This is a genomic window from Ruegeria sp. AO1, from assembly GCF_056535985.1.
The window spans coordinates 2682777-2702283 of record NZ_JBQFJC010000001.1 but is presented as its reverse complement, the minus strand read 5'-3'; the positions used below and the strand labels follow the sequence as shown (position 1 = coordinate 2702283).

Genomic DNA, 19507 nt, shown 5'->3' with positions numbered 1-19507 from the left:
GCGTCCTTTAGAAGATCACGTTGATCCCAACCCACACTGAGACGAGGCCAAGCGCAAGCCCCCAGACACGCCAGAGCATGTCGCATGCGCGGAAAACCTCTTCCGCGCAGATCTGACGGCGCGCATCGCCATTGACCCAAGCCAGGTCGCGCAACTCTCCGTCATAGCTGCGCGGCCCGGCCAGTGCGACGTCGAGCGCGCGGGCCATGGCGGCCTCGGGCCAGCCTGCATTGGGCGAGATATGGCGGTGGGCATCCTGCAGGATATCGTGCCAACGCGCCCATTGACCTGAAAGCGCCACGATCATCAAGCAGGTCAGGCGCGCAGGGATAAGATTTAGCAGGTCGTCGAACCGGGCCGAGGCCCATCCAAAGTCGCGGTGCTTCTCGGTGCGATAACCGATCATGCTGTCAGCGGTATTCACAGCCTTGTAGACCAGCAACCCTGGCAGGCCCGCCACCAGAAACCAGAAAGCGGGCGCGATAACGCCGTCGCTGAGGTTCTCTGCCGCGCTTTCGATCGCGGACCGGGCGACCTGTTCCTCGGTCATGTCGCTTGTGTCGCGTGAGACGATCATGGCCACCTGCGCCCGCCCGTCAGCAAGCGAGGCGTGTAGCCCTTCGCCGACAGCGCGGACATGGGTCACAAGCGACTTCTGTGCCAACAGGATCGCACAGACCAGAATCTCAACAACTCCGCCCAGCTGTGCCAGTACCCAGCCGATACCAAGGGCGCCCACGACCAGCAGGATCAGCGTGCAGACACCCTTGGCGCGCCGCGCCGCACCATGGTTCAGCCGGATGTCCAGCCATCCAATGGCATTGCCGATCACCACCGCAGGGTGCCGGATGCGGGACCAGAGCCAGTCCGGCTCGCCCAACGCCGCGTCCAGACACATGGCGCAGACCAACAGAAAGGGGATGCTCAAAGCGCAGCCTCCAGCCGATCCCACCCGTGTGCAGGAGGGAGGCCGAGGCGCAGAAAACGTTCGGAGTAGGGGAAGATGCGGCTCCAGATATGTGCCTGCGCCAAACGGTCTTGCCAGAGGGCTGCATCATCGACCTCGTAGAGGCGGAACAGGTTTGTGCCTCCGACCAGTTGCGCGCCTTTTCCAACTAGTAGAGCGTCCAGCTGGTTGCTCTCGGCTTCGAGCCGTGCGCGGGTCTCATTGGCCCAGCCGACGTCCTGCAAGGCTTGCGTCCCGACCCGCAGCGCAGGCCCCGACACGGCCCACGGCCCGGTCAGGTCGTTCAGTCTGGCAATCAGTTCCGTTGCACCGATGGCAAAGCCCAGCCGTATCCCGGCCAGCCCCCAGAACTTACCAAAGCTTTTCAGTACGATCACGCCGGGCTGTCCGGCCAGATGGATCAGTGACGCACCGGGCGTCACGTCACAAAAGCTTTCGTCGATGATGGTCAAAGGCTCGGTGGCGTCGCTGGCCTGCCACGCCCGGCCGTCCGGGTTGTTCGGATGCACAATCACACGCGCATCAGCAGGGCCGGTTTCCTGCACCGACCAGCCTTGAGCACGAAAGGCAGCGGCATGTTCGTTATATGTGGGCATCGTGATCTGCACTCGGCCTTGCGCTGCCAGTGCGGGAATGCGCGCGATCAGAGCCGAGGCTCCGGGCGCGGGCAGGATCGCCGCCTCCGCCGGGACATTCCAGAATTGGCGGGCGGCTGTGCTGAGCCGCTCGAACGCGCCATGATCGGGCAGTTCGGTCCAATCCGAGGGGTGCAGCCCTGCGATCGGGTAGGGATGCGGGTTGATGCCGGTGGACAGGTCGATCCAATCGCTACGCGCGCCGCCATATTGCGCGATGGCCCCGTCCAGACCGCCACCATGGTCGCGTTTCGCACGAGGATTCAATTCGGTATCGTTCATCCCAACGCATGCCCCAAATGTCGTATTCGCCCCGCTTCAAGCGGATTTTCGCCGTTTTGACAAGCAAATCCGCGTGATCAGGGCGGCCAGCGGGCAGAGTTAACACTTTGTTAAGGAAATGACGTGATCACGGGACTTGGGGGTCGGCACCACTCACCACACCAAGTGCCGAGGTTGTAGTATGAAAGTTTTGATTGTTGAGAGTAACCCCGATCTGGGTCGGGTCTGGAAAAGGCATCTTGAACGGCAAGGTGCCGAAGTGACGCTTGTGGCCGGGCAAGAGGCCGCGATACTGGCGCTCTATGGCTCTGAGTTCGAAATTATTGTGCTGGATCTGGTTCTGGAAACCGGCAGCGCGCTGGCCGTGGCCGATTTCGCCAGCTACCGCCGCCCTGAGGCGCGGGTGATTTTTGTCACCAACACCACCTTCTTCTCGGACGGGTCGATCTTTGCCCACAGTCCCAATGCCTGCGCCTATGTGCAAAGCGGCACCCCGCCCGAGGATCTGGCGGCGATGGTGGAACACTACGCAGCGGGGCGCTGATTCCGTCCGTGCGGTTCAAGATAGTCAAGCGTCGGGTTCACCGGGATGATCCGATGCGGATTGATGCTGTCGTGACTGTAGTGATAGTGCCGCACGATATGGTTCATGTTCACGGTCTGCGCGACGCCGGTCCATTGATATAGCTCACGCGTATAGGCCCAGAGGTTGGGGTAGTCGATCAGCCGGCGTTTGTTGCACTTGAAGTGCAGGTGATAGACCGGATCGAACCGGATCAGCGTTGTGAACAAACGCCAGTCAGCCTCGGTCACGCGGTCGCCCATCAGGTATCGGTTCCGGGCCAGCCGGTCCTCGAGCCAATCCAGCGTCTCGAACAGTGGGTGGACGGCGGCGTCATATGCCTCTTGCGAGGTGGCAAAGCCGGATTTGTAGACACCATTATTGACGTCCGAATAGATCCGCGCGTTGACCTCTTCGATCTCGTCCCGCATCACCTCGGGCCAGTAGTCATCGCGGTTGCCCGTGATCTCGTTGAAGGCCGAGTTGAACATGCGGATGATTTCCGAGCTTTCGTTCGAGACGATCGTCTCCTGCTGTTTGTCCCACAGGATCGGAACCGTAACCCGACCGGAATAGGCGGGGTCGGCCTTAGTGTAGATCTGATGGGCATAGTCCACGCCGTAAAGATCATCTCCGGTCGCGCCGTGATCATCGGTTTCAAAACTCCAGCCTTTGTCCAACATGTCTGGATGCACCACCGAAACTGAGATCAGATCGCTTAGCCCTTTGAGTTCCCGAAAGATCAGCGTCCGATGGGCCCAGGGACAGGCATGACTGACATAGAGGTGATAGCGCCCAGGTTCGGCCTTAAAGCCACCTTTGCCGGACGCGCCAGCGCTGCCATCAGCCGTCAGCCAATTGCGAAACTGAGCGGCGCTGCGCTTGAATGCGCCGCCGGTGGATTTGGTGTCATACCAGGTGTCGTGCCAGGTTCCGTCGACCAACAGGCCCATATCGCGTCCTCCGTATCTGCGTTTCGGCAAAGATAAGGCGCAGAACCCGGCCTTCCTATCACAGCCCGCGCGCATGCAGCCTGCACCTGCGCACATCACCAGCCTGAGATGCGCGCGCAACATCTGCCTGCGCTTTGATGGTATGTGGTCGGCTTCACTGGATTTTTACAGTTTTGCCTCCACAATAAGAGATATCGAAGGGGGGAAATTTGATGAGTACCTATGTTTCCAAGGAAATGAGCGCTGAGTTGGAGGCCGCGCGAATCGCCACTTTGAAAAAGACCAGCCGTTTGCGGGTGGAAATGGGCGACAATTACTTCAAAATCCTTAGATTGTGGAAGAATGGCTTTACAGTCGAGGCCGAGACCACGCCGCGTTTGCGCGGGTTAGTCGATATCCATGACGGCGCGAACCATTTGTATCAATGCCTGATCGTCGCGGACGAGGAAGAGGCAGGCGAAATGCGTTATGAGTTCAAGCGCAACACGGCGGCTTCCGACAAGGCGCCGCTGGATTTCTATCGCGCGCCAGATGCTCCGATTGCCCTGCTGGGGCACGAGGACTAATGCGTTTTGCGTTTTGCCTGAGGCAAGACCATTGAAAGGTGCGTTCGACCGAAGAGTGAGGCAGCGTACGGCGCCTCAAGTCAAACGCGGAACGATCTAGGGTCGAATTTCGACGGTCGTTCCGGTCGGAGTCAGGCTCCAAAGCTGTGCCATCTCTTCGTTGGATAACGCGATGCAGCCCAGCGTCCAGTTTCCGGGCAGGGTGAGGCCGACAACACCGTTTGGTTGCCCGTGAATGAAGATATCGCCGCCGGGGTCGATGCCCTGCTGCTGTGCGCGGGCGATGTCTTCGGGTTGAGGGTAGTCGATCCCAAGTGACAGGTGGAACGCACTGTTCGGGTTGCGCCGGTCGATGGTGAACATCCCGACGGGCGTCTTACCGTCGCCTTTCTGCTCTTTGTCTCCTTCTGGCGCGAAGCCCAGTGCGATCTCGCTCTGCAGTACGATGGCGCCCTCCAACGTTGCGGTCAGGCGACGGGCAGATTTTTCGATCAGAATGTGATCGATCTGTGCCGCGTCAGGCGCCATGGCAGGCGCGGGAGGGCGCGGCCCGTATCTCTGCCAGCCGATCCAGCCAATGGCTGCTAGCAGAAATACCAGCGTGATCCGGGCCAGCAGGCGCATCCGCTATTGCAGATCCCCGAACGCCTGCTTCAGCCGCGCGCAGGCCTCTTCGACGCGGGCGTGTTGGGTGGCAAGGTTGAAGCGTTCGAAAGTCTCGCCGCCCGAACCAAATCCGGGGCCTGAAGAGGTCGCGATCCGCGCATCCTGACGCAGGCGTCGTACAAATTCATCATGGCTCATCCCGGTGCCCGAGAAATCGACCCAGGCCAGATAGGTCGCCTGTAGGGGCATCGACCAAAGGCCTGGAATCTCGGCGATCGTGGCGTCAAACAGTCGGCGGTTTCCATCCAGATGCGCGATCTGAGCATCCACCCATTCTGCCCCTTCGGGCGTGTAGGCGGCGGTGATCATGGCTACGCCCAGGGCGCTTGGTTCATAGTCCAGCGTATCCAGCCGGTGGCGCATCGCCGCACGCAGTTTCGGATCGGGGATGATCATGTTGCCGGTGCGCTGTCCCGCAATGTTGAACGTCTTCGATGCCGCCGTAAGGGTCACGGTCCAAGGCCGTGCCTCAGGTGCTGCGACATCCATCGGGACGAACTTCGCCCCCGGGTAAACCAGATCATGATGGATCTCATCCGAAACCAGAATCAGCCCGTTGCGCCCGGCGAATTCAGCCACCGAGCGCAGCTCCTCGCTCGTCCAAACCCGGCCCGACGGGTTTTGCGGCGAACACCACAGCAGCAGCTTCTCCGACCCGTCCAAGCGCGATTGCGCGTCGTCCAGATCAATCGCGTAGCTGTCGCCCTCGCGCACCAGCGGGCATTCCACCACGCGGCGTCCGGATTTATTCACTTTGTGGGCAAACTCATGGTAGACGGGCGTGAAGATCACAGCGCCATCGCCCGGTTCGCTCCAGACATCCAGACAGAGGGCGATTGCATTGCCCAAACCTTGTGAGGTCAACACCCAATCAGTGTCGATTTGCCAGTCATGGCGGGTTTGCATCCACCACTGAACCGAAGACAGGTATTCAGGGTGTTTCCACGAATAGCCGAAGACCCCATGCTCAGTTGCACGACGCACCGCATCAATCACGCAAGGCGCGGTCTGATAGTCGGAATCCGCCGTCCACATCGCCAGCCCATCATCAGGGGATACGCCGTAGAGTTGCTCCATCTTGTCCCATTTTGAGCTGTGGGTGCCGCGGCGGTCGGTTGGGGTATTGAAAGTCATGTCTGCTCCATCTGTCGAGGCGAAAGCTAACTACAAATCAGGCGGGTGCAAGGGGGGCGTTGCGGCGACGGGCGGGATGCCCTAAATCAGCCTCATGAAACGCCCTATCCTGATCCATCCCGATCCTCGCCTGAAAAAACTCTGCGCCCCGGTTGCCGATCTGACAGATGATCTGCGCAAGCTGGCCGACGACATGCTTGAGACCATGTATGATGCGCCCGGCATTGGTCTGGCCGCGCCGCAGATCGGTGTACTGGATCGCCTGATCGTTCTCGATTGCGTCAAGGAAGAAGGCGAGGCCCCCCGTCCGCTGGTCATGTTCAACCCCGAGATCATCGCCTCGTCGGATGAGACCAATGTCTACGAGGAAGGTTGCCTGTCGATCCCGGATCAATATGCCGAGGTCACGCGCCCGAAGGTCGTCGACGTGGCCTGGATGGACCAGAATGGTAACGCGCAACAGGAAACGTTCGATGGGCTCTGGGCCACCTGTGTGCAGCATGAGATCGACCACTTGGATGGCAAGCTTTTCATAGACTACCTCAAGCCGCTGAAACGGCAGATGATCACGCGCAAGATGCAAAAGCTCAAGCGCGAGAAGGCCCGCACATGACCGTCCGCACCTGCCTGCCATGGCCGGACAAACGCCTGCGGACCAAGGCCGAGCATGTGTCTGAGATCACTGATGAGATCCGCGCCATATGGGACGATATGATCGACACGATGGAGGCGATGCCCGGCGTTGGCCTCGCCGCGCCTCAGATCGGGATGATGCTGCGTCTGGCGGTCGTTGATGGCTCGGCTGAGCGGGGCCGGGTGGTGCGACTGGCGAACCCGGAAATCCTGCACAGCTCGATCGAGTTGCGCGAACATGATGAGGCCAGCCCTAACCTGCAGGGCGTATCGGCCAAGGTAAAGCGCCCTCGGGCCGTGACCGTCAAATTCCTGAACGAACAGGGCATCATTGATCGCCGCGATTTCGTGGGGATCGAGGCCACCAGCGTGCAGCATCAGATCGACCATCTGAACGGCCGGATGTATTTCGACCGCCTCAGCAAGGTCAAACGCGACATGCTGCTGCGCAAAGCCAAGAAACAGGGGTAGGTCGGGCTTTAGCCCGGCACCCGGAAATCGTACCGGAGCGGAACATGCGACTAATCTTCATGGGCACGCCCGATTTTTCGGTCCCGGTATTGGACGCTCTGGTCGATGCGGGGCATGAGATCGCCGCCGTCTATTGCCAGCCCCCGCGCCCAGCAGGCCGGGGCAAGAAGGACCATCCGACGCCCGTGCATGCGCGCGCCGAGGCGTTGGGGCTAGAGGTCCGGCACCCAGTCTCGCTGAAATCGCCCGAAGAACAGGCCGCGTTTGCCGCTTTGAACGCGGATGTGGCGGTGGTCGTCGCCTACGGCCTGCTTCTGCCGCAAGCCATTCTGGACGCACCCGCACAGGGTTGTCTGAACATCCATGCGAGCCTGTTGCCGCGCTGGCGCGGGGCCGCGCCGATCCATCGCGCGATCATGTCGGGCGACGCGGAAACCGGCATCTGCATCATGCAGATGGAGGCCGGTCTCGACACGGGTCCCGTCCTGATGCGTCAGGCCACGCCGATTGAACCTGAGGAAACCACGGCTCAGCTACACGACCGGCTTTCGACCATGGGGGCCGCGTTGATCAACGAAGCCTTGACCCAGCTGCCGGACCTCACCCCCCAGCCACAACCCGAAGAGGGCGTCACCTACGCCTCAAAGATCGACAAGTCCGAGGCGCGGATCGACTGGTCCCGACCCGCAGTTGAGGTCGACCGCCAGATTCGGGGCCTGTCGCCCTTTCCCGGCGCGTGGACCGAGATGGAAGGCGCGCGCCTCAAGCTGCTGGCTTCGCGCGTGGCCGAGGGGCAGGGCGCTCCTGGAGAGGTCCTGACACCCGAATTGCATGTCGCCTGCGGGCAGGGCGCGGTTGAACTGTTGCGCTTGCAACGGGCAGGCAAAGGCGCGCAGGATAGAGAAACCTTTCTGCGGGGTTGGCCCATCCCGGTCGGCACCCGCCTGACGTCGGAGTAGAGACAGATGTTCATGGTCCTGATGGGCACCGTCGTGATTGCCGGGATAGTCGGCTACCTGTCCGAAAAGACGGAATTCACCCATAACGGCTACCTGCAGTCCATCATCATCTGCGTCGGTGGAGCATTCCTGTTCTACTTCGTCCGCATCATGTTCGGCATCAGCTTTGGCCCGCCTGGGCTGGACGCGGTTCTATCCTCAATCGGTGCGCTGATCATCGTGCCGACCCATTGGAGGCGATGACATGCCCGTTGTCGCCCTGATCGTGATCGGAGCCGCTGCAGGGTTCCTTGCCACCCGCCTGATGCGGATCGAGGCCGATATTCCCACGACCATGCTGATTGGTATCGTCGGTGCCTTGGTCGGCGGATTCCTGTTGCGTGCACTGATCACCGTTTCTGGATGGCTGTCCGGTTTTGTGGGGGCGGTGCTGGGCGCGTTGCTGGTGATCTGGATATGGCAGAGTTTAAAGCGCCGTTAAGGCTTGACCTTTCCCTTGGGTCGCCGCCTGATCAAGTCGAGTTTTCAAGCAGGTGACCCATGTCTTATGATCTGAACGCTGGTGATGTTGCCCTGATGGGCGTTCCACTGGATTTACATTCCTCATTTCTGCAGGGTCCGGCCTTTGCGCCCGGCCGCATTCGCGAGGCTTTGCATTCCGGTGCGGCCAATCTGACGGCCGAGGATGGCACCGATCTGGGGGCCACGGATCGGTTCAAAGATATCGGTGATCTGGATGTGTTTGAGATGCGCGGGCAGGCGCCGATCGACCGGATCGAGGCCGGTGCTGCCGCAGGGATCGAAACCGGCGCGCGGTTGTTGTCTCTGGGCGGTGATCACTCGGTCGCTTTCCCGCTGATCAAGGCCCATGCCGAGCGGTACGAAGGGCTGAATATCCTGCATATCGACTCGCATCCCGACCTGTATGACACGCAGGATATCGGGCCTCTAGGTCATGGCTGCCCCTTCGCGCGGGTGATGGAGACCGGCAAGGTCAAACGTCTGGTTCAGGTCGGCATCCGCACCATGAACAAGCACCAACAGGAGCAGGCGGACAAGTTCGGGGTCGAGGTGATCGACATGCGCAATTGGCGTCCCGATCTGGAGATTAGCTTTGACGGACCGGTCTACCTGTCACTGGATTTGGACGCGCTGGACCCGGCTTTTGCACCGGGTGTGTCACATCACGAACCTGGCGGGCTCAGCACACGCGAGGTGATCGACCTGATCCATCGGTTCGAGGGGCAGTTGGTCGGCGCGGATATTGTCGAACTGAACCCCCATCGCGACCCCTATGGCATGACCGCAATGGTGGCCGCAAAATTCGTCAAAGAGATCGGTGCGCGGCTGTTGTCGCGCTGAGGTCAGCGCGCATCGCAGGTTGAGGCTGACCCCAGAAGCGTCGCGCGCGTGGTGGCCATGTCGTAGCTGTTGGCCTCGGCGGCTGTCATCCAGTGCATTTCGTCCTCCGAGGCGACTTCTAGCGTGTACCAATAGAAATCCTCGGACACGCCGATATCGTCATAATAGTCCAGATATCGGTCGTGTTCGGGGTCGTCCTCGGGCAGTTCGGTGGCGATGATGCCCCCTCCTCCCCAGCTATGAACGCCGACGCAGGCGCCCGGCTGCAAGGTGCGCCTGTTGCCCGCCAGAAACAGGTCCGTCCCGCCCGAGGCGACCATGCCGTCGGACGGCACGACCGTGTCAAAACCACGTTTGCGTACCTCGCGCGAGAAGATCACGTTGGCATCGTCATCCACCGACCCTTCGATGCTTTGCAAAACAAGCGTTTTGATCTGCGGGTTGTCGGCGGCCACCGCACGAAAGGCACCAAGGGTGGTGTGATCGATGGCTCCGGTTACGACGATCTGATCGCCCTGGGCTACGAATTGCGTCGGGCTGTAGGGTTCCGCGCAAGCGGCGAGGCAAAGCGCACTGACGGCGAGCAAAGACAGGGGAGATTTCACAAGCGGGCCTTCGGTTTGTTTCGGCGGTACACGCCTTACTGGCGTGGCGGGCGGGCTTTGTAGACAGGAAGCCTCCAGCCAAAGATAAGCGATCCGGCGCGTAAGGCCCAGCAGGTCGCTGCACATAGCGCCAGAGCGGGCAGGCCCTCGAGCCCAAGCCGTGTCGCGACCACTGCCGTTAAGGCACCGGCAAACGCTGCTGAAACGTAAAGTTCTCCCTGTTTCAGCACCAGGGGGACCTCATTGCAGACCACATCGCGCATCAACCCGCCCAGACATCCGGTGGTGACGCCCATCAGCACCACGATGGTGCCGGATTGATCCAGCGAAAGCGCTGCTCCAGTTCCTGCAGCAACAGCTATGGACAAAGCGAAACTGTCCAGCCAGATCAGCCAGCTATAGCGGCTTTCGACCAGATGCGCGGTGAAGAACACCAGAACAGCGGCCCCGACAGCGATCAGGATGTAGTCCGGCTGGCCGACCCAGAAGACGGGATGGCGATCCAGCAGCAGGTCGCGCACGGTGCCGCCTCCGACCGCAGTCAGGCAGGCGATGAAGGCAAACCCCACCAGATCAAGCTGCGCCCGGCTGGCCACCAGTGCCCCAGTCAGCGCGAAGACCAGAACCGAGGCATAGTCCAGCAGGGCAAGCGCGCTCACTCCTGCGCCTTTACGGGTTTGAAGGGGGCCATCCCCGCGCGGGCCAGTTCATCCGCTTTTTCGTTTTCGGGATGGCCCGCATGGCCTTTGACCCATTCCCATGTCACATCATGACGACCCTGCGCTTCGTCCAAACGCCGCCATAGGTCCACATTCTTGACGGGTTTCTTGTTTGAGGTTTTCCAACCGTTCCGCTTCCACCCGAAAATCCACCCTGTTACGCCGTTCTTCACATAGGCGCTGTCGGTCACGACGGTGATTTTGGACGCGCGCTCCAGCGCCTCTAGCGCGCTGATAGCAGCCAGCAGTTCCATCCGGTTGTTGGTGGTCTCGGCCTCACCGCCCTTGAGTTCCCGTTCTTTCAGGATCGAATCCCCCTGCATCGCGCGGAGCAGAACGCCCCAGCCACCGGGACCGGGATTGCCGGAACAGGCACCATCGGTATAGGCAAATAGCTCAGGCATGGGCGGCAAGCCCAATCCAGTCCGAGACCGAGCCATCCAGCCCGGTGCCGCTGCCAAGTCGTCGTGCGGTAACGGTAAAGCCCGCCTTTTGCAGATAAGTTTTCAAGTCTTCCTCGGAATAATAGCTGTAGAAGCGCCCCAAACGATCCGGCCCTTCACCTTGTCCCAGCTTCATGGCGATATAGAAGACGCCCTTGGGTTTCAACGCCCGGTGAATGGCGGTCAGATGGTTCGGGAAATCCGCGCGTTTGGCGTGTAGAAGGCTGAAGTTGGCCCAGATGCCGTCATAGATTCCCTCGGCCTGCAGGTCCGAAAACGCCGCTTGGCGGGCGGACACGCCGGGATGGGCCGAGACCAGCCGGACCATCTCGGTCGAGGCATCCATAGCCTCAACCTCTAGCCCCGCCTGCGCCATGATCACTGATGAGGCACCGGGGCCGCAGCCCAGATCCAGCACCTTGCCACCTGTTGGGACGGCCTGAATGAACCGGGTCAGTTGCGGGTCCTCGGTGTTGGCTTGATCGGTCAGGTCGGCATAGCGCGCGGCCTGTTCGTCATAGACTGAGATCGTCTCACGATCGCTCATAGGTATACCCCGACAGCCAGGCACAGCAGCACGATGGCCGTCAGCAGGATACGCAATCGCATCCACCAGCGTGGCGCGAGGCCCCAATACCAGAACAGGGCGTCCAGCACCAAAAGCCCGGCAAAGCCGATCATCAGATTGGTGCCGGTGCTGATCGGCCCGCCGCCTGTCATGAAAAACGCCCAAAGGGCGGGAAGGACCGACAGAGTATAGCCCACAGTCGCCCTGCTGCCCGAGGTCTTCGTGGCAAACCCCCACAATACACCGGACATGAAACTCAGGATAACCGAGCCATAGAACAGCTGAATGTAAGGCCCCACGAAACGAGAGCCTAGTTCGCGCATGCCCAGATCGTGCAGATCCGAATTCAGATAAGTCAGTGCCCCCCAAATGAACGGGATCAGCCCCGCCAACCCCAGATAGAGCGCGGATTTGGGGACGCCGTTCATGCCGGTTGCCTCAACACGCGCGGGACTTTGAATTCTACGTTTTCGACAGCGGTTTCCACGAGGTCGACGGTTACGTCGTAGTGATCGCTGAACGCGTCGATGACTTCATTCACCAGTACCTCAGGGGCTGAGGCCCCGGCAGTGATGGCAATGCTCGAAATTCCCTCAAGCGCGCGCCAGTCAATATCGGAGGCACGTTGCACCAACTGCGCATAGTTGCATCCAGCGCGCGAGGCGACCTCGACCAATCGCCGTGAGTTGGACGAGTTCGGAGCGCCCACCACCAGCAGCGCATCCGCTTTCGGCGCTACGGCTTTCACGGCCTCTTGCCGGTTTGTTGTGGCGTAGCAGATGTCTTCCTTGTGCGGGCCGACGATCTTGGGGAACCGCTCTTCAAGCGCCGCGATGATATCCTTGGTGTCATCGACCGACAGGGTGGTCTGGGTGACAAAGGCCAGCTGATCCGGATCTCGGACCTGAACTGTGCCGACATCTTCGACGGTTTCGACCAGCAGCACCTCGCCTTCGGGCAGCTGTCCCATGGTACCGATGGTCTCGGGGTGGCCTTTGTGGCCGATCATTATCATCTGCAAGCCATTATCCGAGTGGCGCTGCGCCTCGACATGGACCTTCGAGACCAGAGGGCAGGTGGCATCGACATAGATCATCTCGCGACGAGCGGCGGTGGCAGGTACGGATTTGGGGACCCCATGAGCCGAGAAGATCACCGGCCGGTCATCTGGGCATTCATCCAGTTCCTCGACAAACACGGCCCCCTTGGCGCGCAGCCCGTCGACCACGAATTTGTTGTGGACGATCTCGTGCCGGACATAGACTGGCGCGCCCCATTTCTGCAGCGCCATCTCGACGATCTTTATGGCGCGGTCCACGCCCGCGCAGAACCCGCGCGGCGCTGCCAAGTACAAAGTCAATGGCGGCTTGGTCATGTCGCTGTCTCCTTGCGCCACAGGTAGGTCTTTTCACGGCCTTGGTCCAGACAGGGCGGCGTCATTGATCTGACATGAATCACTGATAGCCGTTAGGTGTTTCAGTACCAAACCTTAGTTAAAGAAGCGCGGCCAGGGATTCATACCCTGACCGCGCTAATCTCATCCCCAATTGTGACGCCGTGGGTTAGTGCCCGCCGGCGGCAGCAACACTGCGTGGTTCGGTCGGCATTTCCCGAGGCGGGCGGCCGATCACGTCGCGCAGGTCTTCCAGTTCAATGAAGTTGTCGGCCTGGCGGCGCAGCTCGTCCGAGATCATCGGCGGCTGGCTGCGGATGGTCGACACGACCGAAACACGTACGCCCTGACGTTGCAGGCTGGCAATCAGCGGGCGGAAATCCCCATCGCCCGAGAACAGTACGATATGATCAACGCGTGGTGCCAGTTCCATGGCATCGACGGTGAGTTCGATATCCATGTTACCCTTTACCTTCCGACGCCCCATGCTGTCGGTGTATTCCTTGGCCGGTTTGGTCACCATGGTGAAGCCATTGTAGTGCAGCCAGTCAACCAGTGGTCGGATCGGAGAGTACTCGTCATTCTCCAGCAGCGCTGTGTAGTAAAAAGCACGCAAAAGCTTGCCACGGCGCATGAATTCCTGCCGCAGAAGCTTGTAGTCGATGTCGAAGCCAAGTGCTTTTGCGGCGGCATAAAGATTCGAGCCGTCGATGAACAGCGCTAGCCGTTCGTCCTTATAAAACATAAATAGGTCCTTCCGGTATAATCCAGCCCGCTGCGCGTTTAAGAGTGAGTGGTGTAAAATTAAGCGTGCTGGTGTGCCTATAATTAGGGCTTTTAATGCGCATCGCAAGTATGCATTTGGCCGAATATGGGGGTATTAATGGGCAAAACCATGTCAAATGCAGTTGTTGCGATGGGCGCAAATCTCAATCTGAGCGGACTAGGGCCCAAGGTGACACTTCGCAACGCAATAAAAGCGCTTGCGAACCGTGGTGTGGTGATTCGCGCCGAAAGCCGGTTTTTTGAAACCCCCTGTTTCCCTCCGGGCGCGGGCCCTGACTACGTCAATGCGGCCCTTTTGATCGAGACTGACCTCCCGCCTGCGCAGCTGCTAGAGGTCCTGCACGAGGTTGAACATGAGTTCGGTCGTGAACGGGTGCAGCGCTGGGGGATGCGGACGCTGGATCTGGATCTGGTATGCTACGATGATCAGGTATTGCCCGATCCCGCCACCTTCGATCGCTGGCTGAGCCTGCACGCGGATGCACAGCGTCAAGAGGCCCCGGAGCAGCTGATTTTGCCCCATCCCCGACTGCAGGACCGGGCGTTTGTGCTTGTGCCCATGGTCGATGTGGCCCCGGACTGGAACCATCCAGTTCTGGGTCAGACCGTCCAGCAGATGCTCGAGGCGCTGCCAGCGGAAGACATCGCCGCGGTCACACCTTTGTAGATTGGTGGATTTGCGCTATTTCCTGCTTGTCAAGGCGCTCAATCGGTCTTAGATACAACGCTTCCTGATATGGACTCAGCAACGGAGTAGCGTTCCATGGCCCGCGTGACGGTTGAAGACTGCGTAGACAAGGTTCCCAACCGGTTTGAACTGGTGATGCTTGCCGCCCATCGTGCGCGTGAGATTTCCGCCGGTGGACCGATCACTGTGGACCGTGACAACGACAAGAACCCCGTTGTCTCGCTGCGTGAAATCGCCGACGAAACCCAGAGCGCGGATGAACTGCGCGAGCGTTTGATCGAGGCCAACCAGACCCAGATCGAGGTTGATGAGCCGGAAGAAGATCAGATGGCTCTGCTGATGGGCGCCGAATCGGACAAGCCTGCCGAAGATGACATGTCGGAAGAAAAACTCCTGCGCGCTCTGATGGAGGCTCAAGGGCAGGGGTAAGCCCTCAAAACGAAGGTGCGGACCGGATGATTTCTGCTGACGACCTGATTGCGCTGGTCCGCAATTATAACCCAAAGACAAACGCTGAACGCATCGCCAAGGCCTATGAATTCGGCCAGCAGATGCACGAAGGGCAGTTCCGCCATTCCGGTGAGCCCTATTTTACCCATCCCGTTGCCGTCGCCGCCATCCTGACCGAACAGCGTTTGGATGATGCGACCATTATCACGGCGCTGTTGCATGACACGATCGAAGACACCAAAGCCAGCTATGGCAAAGTGGCGGAGCTGTTCGGGGATGAGGTCGCCAAACTGGTCGATGGCGTCACCAAACTGACCAATCTGCAACTCTCCAGCCGCGAAACCAAACAGGCCGAGAATTTCCGCAAGCTGTTCATGGCCATGTCCAAGGACCTTCGGGTGATCCTGGTCAAGCTGGCCGACCGGCTGCACAACATGCGCACGATCAAGGCGATGCGCCCTGAAAAGCAGATCGTCAAAGCACGCGAGACCATGGATATCTATGCGCCGCTTGCGGGTCGGATGGGGATGCAGTGGATGCGCGAGGAGCTCGAAGACCTCGCCTTCCGTGTGCTGAACCCCGAAGGGCGCCAGTCGATCATCCGCCGCTTTATCACCCTTCAGCGCGAAACCGGAGACGTGATCCACCGGATCACTGGCGACATGCGCCATGAGCTGGAGAAAGCGGGCATCGAGGCCGAAGTCTTCGGTCGGGCCAAGAAACCCTACTCGATCTGGCGCAAAATGCAGGAAAAGGATCAGGGCTTCTCGCGCTTGTCCGACATCTACGGCTTCCGCATCATCACCGAAACCGAGGAAGACTGCTACCGCACCCTCGGCGCGATCCACCAGCGCTGGCGCGCGGTGCCCGGCAGGTTTAAGGACTATATTTCTCAGCCGAAATCGAACGGCTACCGCTCGATCCACACCACTGTTTCGGGTCGTGACGGCAAACGGGTCGAAGTGCAGATCCGTACCCGCCAGATGCACGATGTGGCTGAAACCGGCGTGGCCGCGCACTGGTCTTATCGCGACGGTGTCCGGACCGAGAACCCGTTTGCGGTCGACCCGGCCAAGTGGATTTCGAACCTGACCGAGCAATTCGACAATGAGGAAGATCACGAAGACTTCCTTGAAGCCGTCAAGCTTGAGATGTACTCGGACCAGGTATTCTGCTTCACGCCGAAAGGCGATGTCGTGAAGCTACCGCGTGGGGCGACGCCGATTGATTTTGCCTACGCCATCCACACCCGTATCGGCCATGCATGTGTCGGAGCAAAGGTCGATGCGATCCGCGTGCCGCTCTGGACCCGGCTGAAGAACGGGCAGTCGGTCGATATCATCACCGCTGATGGCCAGACCCCACAGGTCACCTGGCTTGAGATTGCGGTAACCGGAAAGGCTCGGACTGCGATCCGCCGCGCCCTGCGCGAAGTTGATCGCGAACGGTTCATCAAACTGGGCAAAGAGCTTGCCCGTTCCGGGTTCGAACATGTCGGCCGCAAATCCACCGATAAGGCGCTGGATACAGCCGCCAAGCACCTGCGTCTCAAAGACCGGCATGAGTTGCTCGCGCGTTTGGGCAGTGCCGAACTGACCGCCCATGATGTGGTCAGCGCCGTTTATCCGGAACTGACACAGGACGACGGCGATGCGATCCCGCTGCGGCGCGCCGTGATTGGCCTTGAACCAGGTCAGAAATTCGACCGCGCCCCCTGCTGCCAGCCCCTTCCGGGCGAGCGGATTGTCGGCATCACGCATCGTGGCAAGGGTGTTGAAGTTCACGCCATCGACTGCAACCGCCTCGGCGCATATGAGAATGAGCCCGAGCGTTGGGTCGATCTCCACTGGCATTCCGGCACCCACCCGGCGGTCTATGGCGCGACACTTGACCTCACCATCGGCAACGATGCAGGCGTACTGGGGCGTATTTGCACATTGATCGGCGAGAAAAAGGCCAATATCTCGAACCTTGAGTTCGTCGACCGCAAACCGGATTTTTACCGACTGCTGATCAATGTCGAACTGCGAGACCTTGAACAATTGCATTCGCTTATGCTGATGCTCGAGGCAGAAAGTGACGTGGCCGCTGTCGAACGATACCGAGAGCGTGAAAATGCCGCCCTGCCGGCTGGTTGAGATGAGGTGATCAGGAGTGGTTTTCAAGCGCCGAGATCGACGCTCTCCCATTCAGGCCGCATCTGAGTTTGTCTATCCACGTGGCGGATGGACCCGCGCCTTTCACTATGTAAAACACCGCGTTCGCCGTTTGCCGGACTCGCCCGAGCGGATCGCACGCGGTATCGGGGCAGGGGTGTTTGCAGCGTTTACACCCTTCTATGGCCTGCATTTTCTGGTCGCCGCCATCGGCGCGCGCCTGCTCAACGGCAATATCGTGGCCGCCCTCAGCGGCACGTTCTTCGGCAATCCGCTGACCTATGTTCCAATTGGCGTCATCTGCTTGCAGACAGGGCATTTCCTTCTGGGAACGGAATTCGAGAAAAGCGAAACCCGCGGCCTAATGGGGAAATTCGCGGATGCGATGGGCGATCTGAAGAACAACTTCCTCGCCATGTTTACCGACCGCGTCGCGGATTGGCACGGCCTGGGTCTTTTCTACCGCGAAGTGTTCTACCCCTATATGATCGGCGGCATTCTTCCCGGTCTGCTGGCTGGGGTGATCTGCTTTTATCTCAGCCTGCCGCTGATCCGCACCTATCAACAGCGCCGCCGCGCGCGGATCAAAGCCAAATTCGACGAAATCAAACGTCTGGCTGAAACCGAGGCTGACACTTCGGTGGAAAAGGCACTAGCTTCAGCTCAAACCGTAAAAAAGGAATCGCGCGATGTCTGACACTTATCTGCGTCTTGGTGTGAATATCGACCACGTCGCCACCGTGCGTAACGCACGCGGTGGGGCTTATCCCGACCCGCTGCGTGCCGCCAAACTGGCCGAAGAGGCCGGGGCCGATGGCATTACGGCGCATCTGCGCGAAGACCGCCGTCACATCTCGGATGCGGATATTGATGGGCTAATGGACGTCCTCTCGGTCCCTCTGAACTTTGAAATGGCGGCCACCGAAGAGATGCAGAAGATCGCCCTGCGGCACAAACCTCATGCGGTCTGTATCGTGCCGGAGAAGCGTGAGGAACGCACCACCGAAGGTGGGCTGGAAGTCGCGCGCGAGGAAAACAAGTTGGCCCACTTCATTGCTCCGCTTCGCGATGTCGGCTGTCGTGTGTCGATCTTCATCGCCGCTGACCAACGCCAGATTGAGGCCGCCCACCGTATAGGGGCCGAGGTGATCGAGCTACACACAGGCGCCTATTGCGACGCCTTCGCCGAAGGCCGCATGGAAGAGGCCGAGCGTGAGCTGGAAAGCCTGCGCCAGATGTCGACCTTTGCCCATTCGCTGGGCCTCGAAGTCCATGCAGGCCACGGGTTGACCTATGAGACGGTGAAACCCGTCGCGGCCTTCCCAGAAGTGCGTGAGTTGAACATCGGTCACTTCCTGATCGGTGAGTCGATCTTTCTGGGCCTTACCCCCGCCATACAGGAAATGCGTCGCCTGATGGATGAGGCGCGGGCGTGATCACGCCGACTTTCATAGCGATCTGGTTTGCCTGGTTGATGGCCGGTGGCTCACCCGGTCCGGCCACCATGGGCATTGCCGGTACCGCTATGTCTGAAGGTCGCTGTGCAGGGCTGGTCTTTGCACTTGGCATATGCGCGGGCTCTGCTGCTTGGGGGATTGCCGCCGCGCTGGGCTTGTCGGCGATCATGCTGGCAAATGTCTGGGTCTTCGAGGTGATCCGTTACTTTGGTGTCGCCTATTTGGGCTGGCTGGCCCTCAAGGCCCTGCGCCGCGCGATGACCGCCGGTGAGGTTCCATTGGGCAAGCCAGTCACCGGGTCGCTGCGCTCGATCTTTGCGAAAGGTGCAGCCATTCACCTGACGAACCCCAAGGCGATCCTCAGTTGGGGATCGATCTATGCGATCGTTGCCCCAAATGATGCCAGCCTATGGGTGTTGTTGGGATATTTCGGCCTACTTTATGCGGGATCGTTGCTGATCTTCATCGGTTACGCCTTCCTGTTTTCCTCGTTGCGTATGGTTAGCGCCTACCGGCGTGCTCGACGTTGGTTCGATTTTGCCTTTGCGGGGTTCTTCGGCGTCGCCAGCTATAAGATTTTGACGGTTCGGTTGTCGTGATCCTCGGAGTTGGTACAGACCTCGCGAATATCGAGCGCATTCAGCGCACGCTCGACCGTTTCGGCGACCGTTTCCGCAATCGCGTGTTCACCGAGACCGAGCAGCGCAAGGCGGAACGTCGCTACGACACCGCAGGCACCTACGCCAAACGTTGGGCCGCGAAAGAGGCTTGTTCCAAGGCGTTAGGCACCGGTCTGCGCATGGGCATCGCCTGGAAGGACATGGCGGTCAGCAACCTGCACACGGGCCAGCCCGTGATGCATGTAACCGGCTGGGCCGCCGACCGGCTGCGCCAGATGACGCCGGAGGGCCATGAGGCGATTATCCACGTCACCCTGACCGATGACCACCCCTGGGCGCAGGCCTTTGTGGTGATCGAGGCGCGCCCGCTTCAAGAAGCCGGTACGCAGCCTTGACTTGCCCCCGCATGGCCCGCATTTAGCACCCAACACA

At 60.1% G+C, this 19507-nt stretch carries 27 protein-coding genes; 15 read left to right on the top strand and 12 right to left on the bottom strand.

What is annotated here, in order from left to right:
• Positions 1–7: 7 nt before the first annotated feature.
• Together cbiB and cobD are read right to left on the bottom strand one after the other, a co-directional pair.
• Entirely contained in the window at positions 8–928 is a 921-nt protein-coding gene (gene cbiB / locus ACR3FB_RS13400) for an adenosylcobinamide-phosphate synthase CbiB (protein WP_480565745.1), read from the bottom strand.
• Positions 925–1884 carry a threonine-phosphate decarboxylase CobD gene (cobD, locus tag ACR3FB_RS13395; RefSeq protein ID WP_480565743.1) on the bottom strand — a complete coding sequence of 320 codons (960 nt, stop codon included), beginning with the start codon at positions 1882–1884 and terminating at the stop codon, positions 925–927. Before cobD ends, cbiB begins: the two co-directional genes overlap by 4 nt.
• Before the next feature lie 181 nt (positions 1885–2065).
• On the opposite strand from cobD, the gene ACR3FB_RS13390 reads away from it, so the two are divergent.
• Entirely contained in the window at positions 2066–2428 is a 363-nt protein-coding gene (locus tag ACR3FB_RS13390) for a response regulator transcription factor (RefSeq protein ID WP_170556374.1), read from the top strand.
• On the opposite strand, the gene ACR3FB_RS13385 is transcribed toward ACR3FB_RS13390, so the two are convergent.
• Positions 2410–3399, bottom strand: a complete 990-nt coding sequence (locus tag ACR3FB_RS13385; protein WP_480565741.1) for a glutathione S-transferase family protein — start codon at positions 3397–3399, stop codon at positions 2410–2412. The genes ACR3FB_RS13390 and ACR3FB_RS13385 overlap by 19 nt on opposite strands.
• Before the next feature lie 212 nt (positions 3400–3611).
• On the opposite strand from ACR3FB_RS13385, the gene ACR3FB_RS13380 reads away from it, so the two are divergent.
• Positions 3612–3965, top strand: coding sequence for a hypothetical protein (locus ACR3FB_RS13380; RefSeq protein WP_170380466.1), 354 nt, complete (start codon positions 3612–3614; stop codon positions 3963–3965).
• A 96-nt stretch (positions 3966–4061) separates the two neighbouring features.
• On the opposite strand, the gene ACR3FB_RS13375 is transcribed toward ACR3FB_RS13380, so the two are convergent.
• Both ACR3FB_RS13375 and ACR3FB_RS13370 read right to left on the bottom strand, forming a co-directional pair.
• Positions 4062–4589, bottom strand: coding sequence for a L,D-transpeptidase family protein (locus ACR3FB_RS13375; protein WP_480565739.1), 528 nt, complete (start codon positions 4587–4589; stop codon positions 4062–4064).
• Positions 4590–4592: 3 nt separating this feature from the next.
• The gene (locus tag ACR3FB_RS13370; protein ID WP_480565737.1) at positions 4593–5765 is read right to left on the bottom strand and encodes a MalY/PatB family protein; all 1173 of its coding nucleotides are present in this window, start codon (positions 5763–5765) and stop codon (positions 4593–4595) included.
• A gap of 94 nt (positions 5766–5859) precedes the next feature.
• On the opposite strand from ACR3FB_RS13370, the gene def (ACR3FB_RS13365) reads away from it, so the two are divergent.
• Genes def (ACR3FB_RS13365) through speB form a run of 6 tightly spaced genes read left to right on the top strand, consistent with a single transcriptional unit; the run spans position 5860 to position 9190 of the window.
• A complete protein-coding gene (def, locus tag ACR3FB_RS13365) occupies positions 5860–6378 on the top strand; it encodes a peptide deformylase (RefSeq protein WP_170494114.1) in 519 nt (172 codons plus the stop codon).
• On the top strand, positions 6375–6869 hold the full coding sequence (gene def, locus ACR3FB_RS13360) for a peptide deformylase (protein WP_480565735.1): 495 nt from the start codon (positions 6375–6377) through the stop codon (positions 6867–6869). Before def (ACR3FB_RS13365) ends, def (ACR3FB_RS13360) begins: the two co-directional genes overlap by 4 nt.
• A gap of 44 nt (positions 6870–6913) precedes the next feature.
• Entirely contained in the window at positions 6914–7828 is a 915-nt protein-coding gene (gene fmt, locus ACR3FB_RS13355) for a methionyl-tRNA formyltransferase (RefSeq protein ID WP_480565733.1), read from the top strand.
• A 6-nt stretch (positions 7829–7834) separates the two neighbouring features.
• Positions 7835–8071: a hypothetical protein gene (locus tag ACR3FB_RS13350; RefSeq protein WP_170380460.1), complete on the top strand. Its 237-nt coding sequence runs from the start codon at positions 7835–7837 to the stop codon at positions 8069–8071.
• A gap of 1 nt (position 8072) precedes the next feature.
• Entirely contained in the window at positions 8073–8309 is a 237-nt protein-coding gene (locus tag ACR3FB_RS13345; protein ID WP_170380459.1) for a GlsB/YeaQ/YmgE family stress response membrane protein, read from the top strand.
• A gap of 59 nt (positions 8310–8368) precedes the next feature.
• A complete protein-coding gene (gene speB / locus ACR3FB_RS13340; RefSeq protein ID WP_480565731.1) occupies positions 8369–9190 on the top strand; it encodes an agmatinase in 822 nt (273 codons plus the stop codon).
• A gap of 2 nt (positions 9191–9192) precedes the next feature.
• Here the strand turns inward: speB and ACR3FB_RS13335 are convergent, their stop codons facing one another.
• The 7 genes from ACR3FB_RS13335 to ACR3FB_RS13305 all read right to left on the bottom strand — a co-directional run bounded on the left by ACR3FB_RS13335 (position 9193) and on the right by ACR3FB_RS13305 (position 13663).
• Positions 9193–9795 (bottom strand): COG3904 family protein, encoded by a 603-nt coding sequence (locus ACR3FB_RS13335; RefSeq protein WP_480565729.1) that lies wholly within the window; start codon positions 9793–9795, stop codon positions 9193–9195.
• Positions 9796–9830: 35 nt separating this feature from the next.
• Complete coding sequence (locus tag ACR3FB_RS13330) at positions 9831–10454, bottom strand: trimeric intracellular cation channel family protein (RefSeq protein WP_480565727.1); 624 nt, start codon at positions 10452–10454, stop codon at positions 9831–9833.
• Positions 10451–10918, bottom strand: coding sequence for a ribonuclease HI (gene rnhA / locus ACR3FB_RS13325; protein WP_170768427.1), 468 nt, complete (start codon positions 10916–10918; stop codon positions 10451–10453). The genes ACR3FB_RS13330 and rnhA overlap by 4 nt, the downstream gene beginning before the upstream one ends.
• The gene (locus ACR3FB_RS13320) at positions 10911–11504 is read right to left on the bottom strand and encodes a class I SAM-dependent DNA methyltransferase (RefSeq protein ID WP_480565725.1); all 594 of its coding nucleotides are present in this window, start codon (positions 11502–11504) and stop codon (positions 10911–10913) included. Before ACR3FB_RS13320 ends, rnhA begins: the two co-directional genes overlap by 8 nt.
• The gene (locus ACR3FB_RS13315) at positions 11501–11953 is read right to left on the bottom strand and encodes a DUF3429 domain-containing protein (protein WP_170380453.1); all 453 of its coding nucleotides are present in this window, start codon (positions 11951–11953) and stop codon (positions 11501–11503) included. The genes ACR3FB_RS13320 and ACR3FB_RS13315 overlap by 4 nt, the downstream gene beginning before the upstream one ends.
• Positions 11950–12900, bottom strand: a complete 951-nt coding sequence (gene ispH, locus ACR3FB_RS13310) for a 4-hydroxy-3-methylbut-2-enyl diphosphate reductase (protein WP_480565723.1) — start codon at positions 12898–12900, stop codon at positions 11950–11952. Before ispH ends, ACR3FB_RS13315 begins: the two co-directional genes overlap by 4 nt.
• Positions 12901–13087: 187 nt before the next feature.
• Positions 13088–13663 (bottom strand): LabA-like NYN domain-containing protein, encoded by a 576-nt coding sequence (locus ACR3FB_RS13305; RefSeq protein ID WP_039541714.1) that lies wholly within the window; start codon positions 13661–13663, stop codon positions 13088–13090.
• A 138-nt stretch (positions 13664–13801) separates the two neighbouring features.
• Between ACR3FB_RS13305 and folK the strand changes: the two genes are divergently transcribed.
• From folK to acpS, 7 genes are all read left to right on the top strand, one after another.
• Positions 13802–14371 (top strand): 2-amino-4-hydroxy-6-hydroxymethyldihydropteridine diphosphokinase, encoded by a 570-nt coding sequence (gene folK, locus ACR3FB_RS13300; RefSeq protein ID WP_480565721.1) that lies wholly within the window; start codon positions 13802–13804, stop codon positions 14369–14371.
• Positions 14372–14467: 96 nt separating this feature from the next.
• Positions 14468–14821, top strand: a complete 354-nt coding sequence (gene rpoZ / locus ACR3FB_RS13295) for a DNA-directed RNA polymerase subunit omega (protein ID WP_170380450.1) — start codon at positions 14468–14470, stop codon at positions 14819–14821.
• 26 nt (positions 14822–14847) lie between these two features.
• The gene (locus ACR3FB_RS13290; protein WP_170556386.1) at positions 14848–16980 is read left to right on the top strand and encodes a RelA/SpoT family protein; all 2133 of its coding nucleotides are present in this window, start codon (positions 14848–14850) and stop codon (positions 16978–16980) included.
• Between the two features lie 16 nt (positions 16981–16996).
• A complete protein-coding gene (locus ACR3FB_RS13285) occupies positions 16997–17695 on the top strand; it encodes a DUF2062 domain-containing protein (RefSeq protein WP_170380448.1) in 699 nt (232 codons plus the stop codon).
• Positions 17688–18434, top strand: a complete 747-nt coding sequence (locus ACR3FB_RS13280) for a pyridoxine 5'-phosphate synthase (protein ID WP_170681255.1) — start codon at positions 17688–17690, stop codon at positions 18432–18434. Before ACR3FB_RS13285 ends, ACR3FB_RS13280 begins: the two co-directional genes overlap by 8 nt.
• On the top strand, positions 18431–19054 hold the full coding sequence (locus ACR3FB_RS13275) for a LysE family translocator (RefSeq protein ID WP_480565719.1): 624 nt from the start codon (positions 18431–18433) through the stop codon (positions 19052–19054). The genes ACR3FB_RS13280 and ACR3FB_RS13275 overlap by 4 nt, the downstream gene beginning before the upstream one ends.
• Positions 19051–19470, top strand: a complete 420-nt coding sequence (gene acpS, locus ACR3FB_RS13270) for a holo-ACP synthase (RefSeq protein WP_170667994.1) — start codon at positions 19051–19053, stop codon at positions 19468–19470. The genes ACR3FB_RS13275 and acpS overlap by 4 nt, the downstream gene beginning before the upstream one ends.
• Positions 19471–19507 lie beyond the last annotated feature (37 nt).